Here is a 10,754-nt window from a genome sequence, read left to right on the forward strand (position 1 = left end):
GTATTTCAATCCACGCACTCCATACAGAGTGCGACTACATAAAATGTCACATATCATAATGAGCAATAGATTTCAATCCACGCACTCCATACAGAGTGCGACCAAAAACTGATCCATAGAAAGGGGGGATTAAGTGAATTTCAATCCACGCACTCCATACAGAGTGCGACTTGGTGTTTTTGATCTGCCGCCAGTTATGGACTATATTTCAATCCACGCACTCCATACAGAGTGCGACAACCGCCAGATGATGGTTACCGAAACAGTAACTCAATTTCAATCCACGCACTCCATACAGAGTGCGACCAAAAGGGCGAGTCTTCTTGTATCCGACCAGTGTGATTTCAATCCACGCACTCCATACAGAGTGCGACAAAATAAAAGATTATGGGGGGCGTTGTGATTGGCTATTTCAATCCACGCACTCCATACAGAGTGCGACTAAGAAGGGCGACATATTTCAAGAGGGTTAGCAAGGATTTCAATCCACGCACTCCATACAGAGTGCGACAGCGAAAAGTGACGTAATAACTATGCTTGAAGAATAACTATTAACGTATTTCCGATATTTCCACTACTTTAAACCGGTTATCACAAACTTTCAACTATAAATCATTGCCAAAAGGTCACAATAAAGACCTTTTCGACAAATTTCGAGGTGCGAATCCCCCAGGGAAATCATGTGAACTTGGCATTCGCACCTGTTAAAATGATCTCTTTAAGTAGTGGATCTCACTTTAGTTAGGACTCGATTTAAAATGGTATTTTTAACGCTAAAGATACTTTAAATACAAAATCTACTCGGGGATCAAGAAATTCCATAACAGCCACTCAAATCTCTATACACTTCCATTATACCAAAAATCAAAGCGCATAAAGCAAATCTCATGCATGCATCAACCTATTTATGGCTGGCCTGCCCCAATTGCGTTCAAGGGAACATTTACGATTGCCATAGCGCTTCTCTTTTGATCAACATTTACGTGCGTATCGTATATCTACGTCACTTTTCATTGCGAACGAATGTCTTAATTTATGGCATGAAAGTTTCAAATCACTAACATTTGGATTGCCTTTCTAGAATGCTTCGAATGTGAGATAGACAATTTTCTGTATCTGGCTTATGGAGAGTCTGCGCCCTTTCTGAGATACAAAGAACGCTTCTTCCTGAAGTCTGTAAGGAGAAATCCTCTCCTTTTCTACCTCGAGTAGATAGTTCAGTAATACGTCTGGTACAGGTATCTCATTCCACTTTCGACCTTTCCCAAACACTTCAATCGTTCCTCTAGTTTTTTCAAATCTTTTAAATTCAACCTATGAGCTTCCCCAACTCGGAGACCACAGTAGGCCATAAGTAAAAATATCACAATGTTCCTGTTTTTATATCGTCTCTCTATATATTTAAGGCTTTCGGATAGATCCTCTTCCTCCAGGTAGATCGGTTTCTTATTTTTTTCAGTTTTATACTTTTTCACTTCGGCAGCCGGATTTTTTGAGGCAAGTTCGAAATCAATCAGAGCCATATAGAATGTTCGGGAGTTCACCTATAATGAGTCTACTTCATACATTAAAATCAATTTAAAATAAAAGTGCGTCAAATTCATGTTTGCCGCTATTATAATAGCACATATATTTCTTAATTATATGATGTACATACACATAGACTTAAAATTGCAAATTAAATAACAAGCACAGATCAGCACTAAGTACGATATTTGAATATTCTCCTCCCTTGCTCCAAAATCACATTCAGCTTCCTTTTCTTAGCTAAAGTGCTTGATAACGAACTTAATTTATCTATTTCAAATAGGATTACAGTTCCGGTGGAATTCCTCTTAGCGTTGAAGCTAGTCTCTTGATCATACTGCTATCAGTTAATCGCTCAAAAGGGACTCTCTTCTACACTTAGATGTACATCTAATCGGTAATCGGACTATGTTCTTGTCCATTCCGGCAATCGGTACAAGTTCTTGTTCCTGCCTCGGGACACGAACTTGTACCGATAAAATAAAAAAGCCGCTAAATTAGCGACTTCAATGGGTATATGTTCTTGTCCCTCGACAGTTCTTCACGGCTTCTAACTTTTTGCCTTTAGTCATAAGACTTAGTTCCTGATACAAAAAATCGTTATAACAAGCGAAGTCTTATTTCATATGCTTTTATCCAAGAGTATGATCTCCATCACGATACTATTTAGATAATTACCTACTCCGAAATGACACGTTGTTGTTGTGCTTTTCGGCAATGGTACATAGTTCTTGTCAAAGCTTTCAAAAACTTGGTTCCTTAAAACAAAAAAGCCGCTACAATAGCGACTTTGAATGGAGCAATATTCTTGTCCTGCGACACGACACGTTGAAGCGTCCTCACCTGCTCGGACGCTTCTTCGCCTATCGTTCTTAAGTTGTGAACATTTTGTTCGGTCATTATTTCGAAAAATCCGACGCGTTCATTGTGCCTCTTTTGACCCCGATGGCATAAACCACTCCTTGCGTCCTTAGATACACATTTAGTGTAGCATCGCTATACGTACCCGTGGACGAAATGGAGAAGTGACCTGATGAATCAATCTGCACTGGAATTTTCTCCAGCATCTTTCCACTTTGAACGCTATCCTGATGCTGATCGATCTGAATCTCCAATTGCTTGCTCGCCTGATCTATGAATTTCCCTTCCACCAACAACCTGCCGTCTGTGCCGAATTCAACAATCAACGTTTTGCTACCAAGTGCCGGTTTAATATACACTTCCGGAAACAGCTGTTCAGGTAGTTTTTTCTCGGAAGTGCCTGATTTCGGTGCTCCAACCAATTGCTTCATGTTGGACTGCAATTGCATCAAAATCACTGCTGCCTGTGCTCGAGTAACGATATCGTTGGAACCAAACATCTTACTCTGATTGCCTTCAGTTCCGCGCATGTAATTATGAGCCAGCACGTAGTTCACTGCATAGGTAAAATCGAAATTCACACCGTCCATCGACGCGATCAGGCCAGCTGCGCGATAACGGTTAATTGGCTTATCCCGGAATTCGCTTTTGCCCGGACCTGAGCTGAACAGTAGCAGATTGCGGGCCTTGGCCACGTTGTATGCGCCTTCCGCCCAGTGCTTCTTTTTCTTGGAAGCATACGATTCGTCATCAATTTTGTAGGTGCGTAGCAGCATGATAAGGAACTGAGCTTCACTCACGGAATCTTCTGGCCGGAATTTTCCTTTTGCGTCCGCTCCAGCGATGCCTGAACGAAGCGCCCACTCTATCGCTGCTTGGTCGGCACGTCCTGCGATATCATTGACCTTGGCCGGATCAGTTGATGGGTAGCTCTTGCTCTTGAGGCGCTCGAATACTCGTACCGGTACTGTTCCCTTCACCTCACCGGAGCTGAGCGTTACCTTGTAACTGCCAGGCTTAACTGCTTCGAGCATGCCATCCGGCGAAACTTTCAGACCCGCAGGGGAACTGCTGGAGTATGCGATCGCCGTTTTTGGAGTTGCGAATGTCCCGTCGTCGTAAGAGGCCACGATCTGCATCGGCAACTTACTTCCTGAATTCAACACCAATTCGTCGTATTGAGCAGATAAACCCTTCATCGTGTTTCCTTTCCCTGTCGTGAACGACCAAGTTTTGCTTCGTCGCTGCGACTCCTTATACAGCGTATAATCAAACTTCACCGTATAGACGCTGTAGCCGTCCAGCACATCCTTGGGATACAAGAACACCGTATTGCCATGCAGTTCACTGTAGTACGGAACATCTTGTCCTTGAGAATCCAAAATGCTGGCTTCAAACGAATCGATGGCGAAGCCTGCTGAAGCGGAGATGATGCCACCCGAGTGTTCAACACCGAAGCGGACAAGAGGATTCGGCCTCTCGAATCCGTAGAAACCAACGTCCGCTTCTTTCATTCCGTCATACGGATATACTCTCGCTTCCGTACTATCCTTCTGTAACTTCATGAAGGCTGGGTTCATGACAGCAGTACCATTCTGTAATCCAATGCCGACCGATGTGTACTGCTCATCCAATATAATCTGGCGATGATAAGCGGTGCTTAGCCAGGCATCGACCGCTTGACGTGTTGTTGCCATATTAAAAGACATGACTTCAGCTATCGATTTATTTGGCCATCCAGCTGCCTTTCCCCGGTCTCCTGCTGTCACTCCCGTAAACCCTGGGGTACCCGGTCCCTCCTCATGGGCCGTCCTTCCTTTGAACTGAGTTGTATTGTAATATGTCGCGTGTGCTTGAGACGCCTGAGACAATCTCGCATCAAGCTCCAAGGGGCCTACGCCTACCTTCGCCCGAATCTCATTCAGATAAGCCAATCCGTCGAGTTGATCCTGTGTGAATCCTCCTTGGGAGACCATCGTAGCCGATGCCGCCGATGCGTGATCCACTGGATAAGCCGGCACGATGACAGTTAGGGCAAAGGTTGCAGCGAGCATATATATACCCCACCCACGTCCCTTTTTCCGGGTATTCCCTTGATTTTGCATGTCTTTCTTGCTGCGTTCGCTTGATTTCATATTCGTTTATCCTCTCTGCATCCCTTATTTACGAATTTTACTAGTATGTTTGGGACGCGTTCGCATCCAATTTCCCATAACGATTATTCAAAAATTTAATTTTCACTTGTCCTGATTATGTAAAGCATGAATCAAGAAATCTATCTCTGAACATATATTCTTCAAAACATCATAAGGAGGCAATCCAAGTTACGTTTGAAAAGATGGGTGAGCGTTCATATTTCTAATATTTCTTAGCTTGTGATATCTAGACTGCTTTTCTTGATCAATCATATTTCTCTTTGACATCCTGTCTATCATAGACGAGAGCTGCAAACGAGTGGTTCCAGTGTAATTTGATCCGCATATCTTTTCATGAATATGGGAAATCGTTGCCTCAAAAGCTTTAAATGCTTGATCCATTGATAGTGTTATCAATCGACTCTATTAGAGATGTCTCCGTAATTTTTTGATATTCACCTGTCAGAGGATCTCTGTAACCGAAAAAATTAAAAGGTTCATCTGCATTCTAATAGTTCTCACTTGTAATTCGTTTCATTTACCTACCCCACTATTCTAATAGTTTACTTGCTTTAGATTCCGTATAATAATTATATCGGCACTTCATCACTAATGGCTTAAAATCAATGAAATCGAATTATTAGGAGAGTGGATATACTTTGACGGTACAACCTCAGACTTTTCTCGCCATTTCTCATAGCCATCAAGTATCCTTCTGGGTTCCGCTTCAATTATATTATGAGTTGCAAAGGTATCATCAGAGAGCCTCTATAATGCTAGACTTGTCCGTAAGATCAATTAATTTTACGTAATTTACACCAGCCAGCGTTTCGCATGAATCTGTGAATCTGCTTGTTGCGATGACAACCGCTTTTTTAGCCTTATAGTATCTCATACAAGAGAAAACTTCTTGAACAGCAATAATGCCTACCGGATTTCTACCGAATATCTTTGGCTTGAATGACATTTTCAACTCCAACTGGATCAGTAAAAACGATATCAACTCCAAAGTCACGACTACCTATAGTCTTATAGACACCAGAATAGCCTAGTTCGATTAATAATCTGTATAAGTACAACTCAAAACCGGAGCCGTTTTCCATTCTATCAATATCAGCTAATGTAATATCTCTTAGTTCGTAGTCCTCCTTATCAAATACAACGATCTTTTGTTTTCTCGACTAGATGAGAAGTAATATAGACAACACAAAAACTTAAGCAATAATCAGCAGAAAAATAATATACTCCATTAGACCTACACCCCTTCTAATTCCCAGTACAATAATACCATATATTTCAAGGTTGTAGATAGAATTTGTGATCACAGTATTATGCAAATCAAGATTTTGAATTCATGCAACAAGCTATAAGCCAAGGTCTAAAACGGATGATCCGGCTAAATCGTTATCTTCAAGCAGCAGAGGGGACTCTTAAAGAAGGCTCAGCGCGATGAAGATGTCTTCAAATTGGCGAAGAAAACCTCTCATCGCCGGAAGCTTCACGTTTCATCTAAATCAGTATCATGTATAATCTCAAACGAAGTCGTGGATTGATGAAGAAATTCGGTTTGGTCTGTCCTCATCTGAAACTCAAACCATACAAACGAGTGGCTAAGGCGACTCAGGAGCATCGAATTTAACCCATCCTTTTTATAGAGGGACTTCAACAAAAGAATCCCTGGTCTCGCTCTTCTGACAGATATCATCTATTTACCTTATGGCCACTCCAAGATGGCCTATTTGTCCTTCAACAATATGGAAGCAAGCATTCCAGGGATTGGGGATAAGATTCGCATTGAGTAAAATTAGTAAACGTTTCATAGAGGTTACTTTTCTTCTCTCTTGTTTAACTTCTGTTTGAGTATCATGATTTAGTATGTAAGCATTAGCTCAATAAGGGTAAGGTTACAGTTAAAGTGGTGGTAGAGTATCTATATTCCAGTGAAGTCAGTGTTGGGGCATCATCGAACTGAGATGCGGGCACATAAAAGATCTCGGCTATTAAATAATAAGAAAAACTTTTTGTTCTGTAAAACATGAAGTCCATCTCAAATGAGATGGACTTCATTGTTCATACTAGTTTTTATTCATCATATTCCCACTTCAGAATGTCTTTAGCCTCCTTGATCACTTTTCCTTTTTTGTTGATGTAATAGGCCTTTCCATTCTTATAAACGATAGCTTGTCCATTACTGAAGCTCGTTACACTACTGTAAATCGCGGGGATGACCATTTTACCTTTTTTGTCGATGAAGCCGACTTTTCCGTTGTGTAGAGTTACAGGAGCTAACCCTTCCGAATAAAAAAAGATACGAGCATACTTAGGCTTCACAACAACTTTTCCTTTTTCATTGATGAAACCCCAGTTTTTTCCGATTCTTACTCCAACCAATCCTTCATGAAAACCAGTATCATCAATTTCGTCAAACTGCGGCTTAATTAAGTAGGCTCCTTTTTTATTGATAAATCCATACTTTCCATTGATGCTGACTGGGGCTGCCCCTTTAGCGTTAAATGGTTTGGCTGTCTGAAATTTAGCCGGAATGATGATTTTTCTGTTTTTATCAACATAGCCGTATGTCCCTTGGCTACTCTGGTAAACATAAAGCTTTTGATTGTGAGGATCATCATTAAAGATTTTTAGAATACTAGGTTCTTCAGATTCAACGATAAATTCGATGATAAAATCGTTCCATACATAACCACCGATTTCATATACCGAGAGTTCTAGCAGGTATTTCCCAGGTTTCACCTTTGGGGCGAATTTGACGGTATACGAAAACGCGCCACCTTCGCCCGGAAGCAATTTTAGTATTGCTGGCGAGCTTGTGACCGAAACCATGTTTCCTCCAGCGTGACCCCAACCGGACAAATAAACTTGGGGTTTTAGATACATCGTTTCGTTGGTGTTATTGGTATAATGGGAGGGAATATTGAGTTTCTTCGCTTCGCCAGGTTTTAATTTAATCGTTTGGATCGCTTTTTGGCTTGCGGAAACTTGAGTAGGAATGCAAAGTACAGATAATAGAATGGTAACAATAGAAAGCAGTAATGCTAATCTCAATTTCTTTTTCACGCTGAAACCTCCAGTTGATTTTTCATTAAACTCTGATATATGTAAACTTCTAACTTATAAATGAGCAATCCACTTCTAGCAAACAGTAAAATCAAAAAGATAGCTGCAAGTAGCAATCCCTTATTGATAATGGCTAGTTATATACCTAATCAGGGCCAGAAGAGAAAACATGACGTCATATAAAGGTAACACACCTAAAAGTACGCCATTTTCCAACTATTTATTTTTAGAATAACCTGCTCTACTTCTTTATCCAAATGGTTATGGCGAAGTCTTATATTGTTGCTTGGACGATCAAAAGATTCTTGGGAGAAGTGGTTGGTTGGGCAGACATCTGACTTCCGTTGACCATTTTTGGTAGAAGGCAGATGAGATAAAAGCGCCCCAGTCCTTCCTTTCATTTCAATAAATTTAATAGTACATCGCCTTCCTTCAGGCTTACATACTGATTGACTAAGACCATTTGCAACTTTGCATAAGAACCCAATTTAGTGTTTATTTACTTAGATTCACTTTCTCCCTCCCCTCTAGGTAATTTTTAACATGAAACAATCTTTAATTATATTTTACTTATTCAAAATTATCAATTTAAAATTCACTATTAAAATAATTAATCTCCTTTATATCTACGTAACGTGACATTCAACATATACATTGTTATAAGCATATTTAGAATGTGAAATACCTGCTTTAATATTATTGTTTCAACTACAGCAACTTGGAACTTTCCCGGCGCCACTTCATATGTAATGGCTAGGAGGTCCTCCCTCCCCAATTAAATCATAAACCTGGGCGAATTAATCCAAGCGATGAATTGTGGAAAGTCGCTGCGGTTTGAACGGTTCAAGTCTGATCATGCCCATCCTGTTCTTCTCAATAGTCTCGACCCCTGATATGTTCTTGTGTATCTCGAAGCGTTTTCGCAAGCAATTGGTCTCTAGGTACGTATGTGTCAACTAGCTCATCATAGCCCTCGGGAAGCGGGCATTCTCTATTAACGTACTTCTTATTTGTCATGAATAAACCTTTACCAAAGTGAGTGTCAATAATTCCAGCAGAGTAATCTACAAAGACTCGTTCACCGCAATATTTACATTTTGAGAATGTAGTAGTTTTTTTATATGGTGCGCAGTATGTAGCAGAACATTTGCAAGCAATTTTGAATGTAACCCTAGGTATGGGTAATGAAATATCCGTTTCAAGTAAGTTACTTTTATCATGATTCAATTCTGTTTCTGTAATATCCTCTTTAGTTTGGGAACTGTTAAGGGTATCAAGTTCAATTTGCTGTTCGGATTGTTCGAGTTTAAAATCAGCTACCAGAGTTGCATTTAATCCGAAAATATCTTTACCAACGGAGGTTATAAATCGAGTCTCGTTGTTATAACACGTAATCCACTCTTCAGATTGCTCTTTAGAAAGCTCAACCTTACCCTTAACACCACTATTTAGTGTGTAAACCATTATATTAAGCCTATTATCTTCTTTCATCCAATAGCTCCCTTCCCTTTTTTTATTTGGTTATTGTTTCTCTAATGTTCCTCTTTCGTATGCTTCATATCCCTAACTGTAGTTAAATAACTTCACTATAGATTTCAGTATAGTATGAATTTTAATCGATTGACTATCGCCTATCCCCCACCTACGAGGTTTAGGATTCCCGATTCTTTGTTTTATACTGAAGGATTATATTCAGTTACCTATCCCTCCCCTATCGCCTCTTACATCCTAACAAGCAGATATATATTACAGATTGAGTATTTTGTAGTGACCTGGTTGTACCTGCTCATAGTTTTCATAAGAAGATTTGTGATGATGTGCAGTGTTAGAGCAGCACCTAGAAGTAATGTGGGTTCTAATGGTGGATTCAGCGAAAAGTGTGTTCGCCCTCTTCATATAATCTATCACTTCCTTAGGTGTAAAGAGGAGAATCCCTTTAGCTGAAACAATTGCTATAGTATCCCTCAAAATCTCTTCTCTACAATTTACCCCTCCCATCGGATTATCTCCATTAACGATTTCTTTTATCTTAACATGACTTATCTTTCAGAAGAATATAAGTTGTGTATCATCTATGCTCTTATTTCCCCATTCGAATCCTTTGTTTTTATTAATTGGACAGACTATTATGAAAAAACGAGGTGAGACAATTGTTGAAGAAGGAATTAAAAGCCCAAGCTAAATCACGCGGCATTGAACTTAATGATAAATAGATTGAACGCTACGTTGGATATGGACTACTTATAGGCAAAAAAACAAGTGAAGGAAATGCGAGCCGTACCGGTGTGGTGAAACTGTTTGATGAGCGATCCATAGATGCTATATGTTTAATAAACGAACTGAATGAAAACAAGAATATTAGACGTCAGCAGGATTACATCTATGTTTTGTTCTGGCGAGGATACCCGGTTGATCTGGAGAAGCTACGAATAAGATTACTGGAGTATCAAACAAAGATGATACAGTGGTTCGAGGATAGATCAGAGTATACTTACGATCAAAGCGAATTTATGGACATGATTCTTTCGGAGAATGTAGGTAAGCTGCCTAGGAAAGTTGGAAGACCTTCTAAACAGTTCTTAGCTAGGGAAAACGTAGAATTTCAAGAAACTGCAGATGCACTGTTTAAAACAGGGAAATTATTTAGGGAGTTACAGAATCTCCGAACGATAAAGCCCAATTCTTTAGATGTGGGATGAAAGTGAGGTCGGATACGGAGTATCACTATTGTGATGCTTCAAGTATCCGAAATGTCTGCGTTCTTAATTTTTTTAGCTTGCTTCAATTCATCTATTAAACTGATACAATATAGATGTGAATGAATATAGAAGAACAAACACAACCGTATCTTTGTTGAACTATCATTTTGTGTTCTGCCCACGATACAGAAGAAAGATATTTCTCAAATTAGAGGTAGAACAGCGCTTCAAGGAACTGGTGCATGAGGTATGTGCAGAGCTTAAAATTGTGATTGTTGCCATGGAGTGCGACAAAGACCATACACATATGTTTCTCAATGCACTTTCAACATTAAGCCCTGCTGATATCATGGCAAAAATAAAAGGAGTCACATCAAAAAAACTACGAGAAGAGTTTCCACACCTTCTGCATTTGCCCAGTTTGTGGACACGTTCCTATTTTGTTTCTACCGCTGGA

At 40.0% G+C, this 10,754-nt stretch carries 11 protein-coding genes and 1 CRISPR repeat array; of the genes, 2 read left to right on the plus strand and 9 right to left on the minus strand.

Going from position 1 to position 10,754, the window contains the following annotated elements; translation table 11 throughout:
- The first annotated feature begins 2 nt into the window (after positions 1–2).
- Positions 3–511: direct repeats of the CRISPR family, unit length 33 nt; unit sequence ATTTCAATCCACGCACTCCATACAGAGTGCGAC.
- Positions 512–1,217: 706 nt separating this feature from the next.
- The 9 genes from PAEAM_RS31930 to PAEAM_RS32765 all read right to left on the minus strand — a co-directional run bounded on the left by PAEAM_RS31930 (position 1,218) and on the right by PAEAM_RS32765 (position 9,596).
- Positions 1,218–1,523 carry a site-specific integrase gene (locus PAEAM_RS31930; protein WP_100529023.1) on the minus strand — a complete coding sequence of 102 codons (306 nt, stop codon included), beginning with the start codon at positions 1,521–1,523 and terminating at the stop codon, positions 1,218–1,220.
- Between the two features lie 763 nt (positions 1,524–2,286).
- The gene (locus tag PAEAM_RS31935) at positions 2,287–2,427 is read right to left on the minus strand and encodes a hypothetical protein (protein ID WP_165790016.1); all 141 of its coding nucleotides are present in this window, start codon (positions 2,425–2,427) and stop codon (positions 2,287–2,289) included.
- Positions 2,427–4,523 (minus strand): CAP domain-containing protein, encoded by a 2,097-nt coding sequence (locus tag PAEAM_RS22255; RefSeq protein WP_100529024.1) that lies wholly within the window; start codon positions 4,521–4,523, stop codon positions 2,427–2,429. Before PAEAM_RS22255 ends, PAEAM_RS31935 begins: the two co-directional genes overlap by 1 nt.
- 189 nt (positions 4,524–4,712) lie before the next feature.
- Positions 4,713–4,925 carry a DUF4145 domain-containing protein gene (locus tag PAEAM_RS32760; protein WP_133120474.1) on the minus strand — a complete coding sequence of 71 codons (213 nt, stop codon included), beginning with the start codon at positions 4,923–4,925 and terminating at the stop codon, positions 4,713–4,715.
- A 355-nt stretch (positions 4,926–5,280) separates the two neighbouring features.
- Positions 5,281–5,490 (minus strand): restriction endonuclease, encoded by a 210-nt coding sequence (locus PAEAM_RS32555; RefSeq protein ID WP_347707901.1) that lies wholly within the window; start codon positions 5,488–5,490, stop codon positions 5,281–5,283.
- The gene (locus tag PAEAM_RS32560; protein WP_279303104.1) at positions 5,462–5,626 is read right to left on the minus strand and encodes a restriction endonuclease; all 165 of its coding nucleotides are present in this window, start codon (positions 5,624–5,626) and stop codon (positions 5,462–5,464) included. Before PAEAM_RS32560 ends, PAEAM_RS32555 begins: the two co-directional genes overlap by 29 nt.
- Before the next feature lie 979 nt (positions 5,627–6,605).
- Complete coding sequence (locus tag PAEAM_RS22265) at positions 6,606–7,598, minus strand: WG repeat-containing protein (protein ID WP_091037221.1); 993 nt, start codon at positions 7,596–7,598, stop codon at positions 6,606–6,608.
- Between the two features lie 873 nt (positions 7,599–8,471).
- Positions 8,472–9,089: a hypothetical protein gene (locus PAEAM_RS22270; protein WP_100529025.1), complete on the minus strand. Its 618-nt coding sequence runs from the start codon at positions 9,087–9,089 to the stop codon at positions 8,472–8,474.
- Between the two features lie 255 nt (positions 9,090–9,344).
- Positions 9,345–9,596, minus strand: a complete 252-nt coding sequence (locus tag PAEAM_RS32765; RefSeq protein ID WP_100529026.1) for a DUF7669 domain-containing protein — start codon at positions 9,594–9,596, stop codon at positions 9,345–9,347.
- Between the two features lie 290 nt (positions 9,597–9,886).
- Between PAEAM_RS32765 and PAEAM_RS22280 the strand changes: the two genes are divergently transcribed.
- Complete coding sequence (locus tag PAEAM_RS22280) at positions 9,887–10,297, plus strand: hypothetical protein (protein ID WP_165790017.1); 411 nt, start codon at positions 9,887–9,889, stop codon at positions 10,295–10,297.
- 115 nt (positions 10,298–10,412) lie between these two features.
- Positions 10,413–10,754, plus strand: a 342-nt coding sequence (gene tnpA / locus PAEAM_RS22285; protein WP_100529028.1) for an IS200/IS605 family transposase, incomplete at its 3' end; no start/stop codon positions are given.

The sequence above is a fragment of the Paenibacillus sp. GM1FR genome, assembly GCF_002803315.1.
Taxonomy (GTDB): Bacteria; Bacillota; Bacilli; order Paenibacillales; family Paenibacillaceae; genus Paenibacillus; species Paenibacillus amylolyticus.

What these genes read in the sequence shown, in the direction of transcription:
- PAEAM_RS31930 (WP_100529023.1), bottom strand. Translation starts at nt 1,523, where the DNA reads ATGGCTCTGATTGATTTCGAACTTGCCTCAAAAAATCCGGCTGCCGAA.
- PAEAM_RS31935 (WP_165790016.1), bottom strand. Translation starts at nt 2,427, where the DNA reads ATGACCGAACAAAATGTTCACAACTTAAGAACGATAGGCGAAGAAGCG.
- PAEAM_RS22255 (WP_100529024.1), bottom strand. Translation starts at nt 4,523, where the DNA reads ATGAAATCAAGCGAACGCAGCAAGAAAGACATGCAAAATCAAGGGAAT.
- PAEAM_RS32760 (WP_133120474.1), bottom strand. Translation starts at nt 4,925, where the DNA reads ATGGATCAAGCATTTAAAGCTTTTGAGGCAACGATTTCCCATATTCAT.
- PAEAM_RS32555 (WP_347707901.1), bottom strand. Translation starts at nt 5,490, where the DNA reads ATGTCATTCAAGCCAAAGATATTCGGTAGAAATCCGGTAGGCATTATT.
- PAEAM_RS32560 (WP_279303104.1), bottom strand. Translation starts at nt 5,626, where the DNA reads ATGGAAAACGGCTCCGGTTTTGAGTTGTACTTATACAGATTATTAATC.
- PAEAM_RS22270 (WP_100529025.1), bottom strand. Translation starts at nt 9,089, where the DNA reads ATGAAAGAAGATAATAGGCTTAATATAATGGTTTACACACTAAATAGT.
- PAEAM_RS32765 (WP_100529026.1), bottom strand. Translation starts at nt 9,596, where the DNA reads ATGGGAGGGGTAAATTGTAGAGAAGAGATTTTGAGGGATACTATAGCA.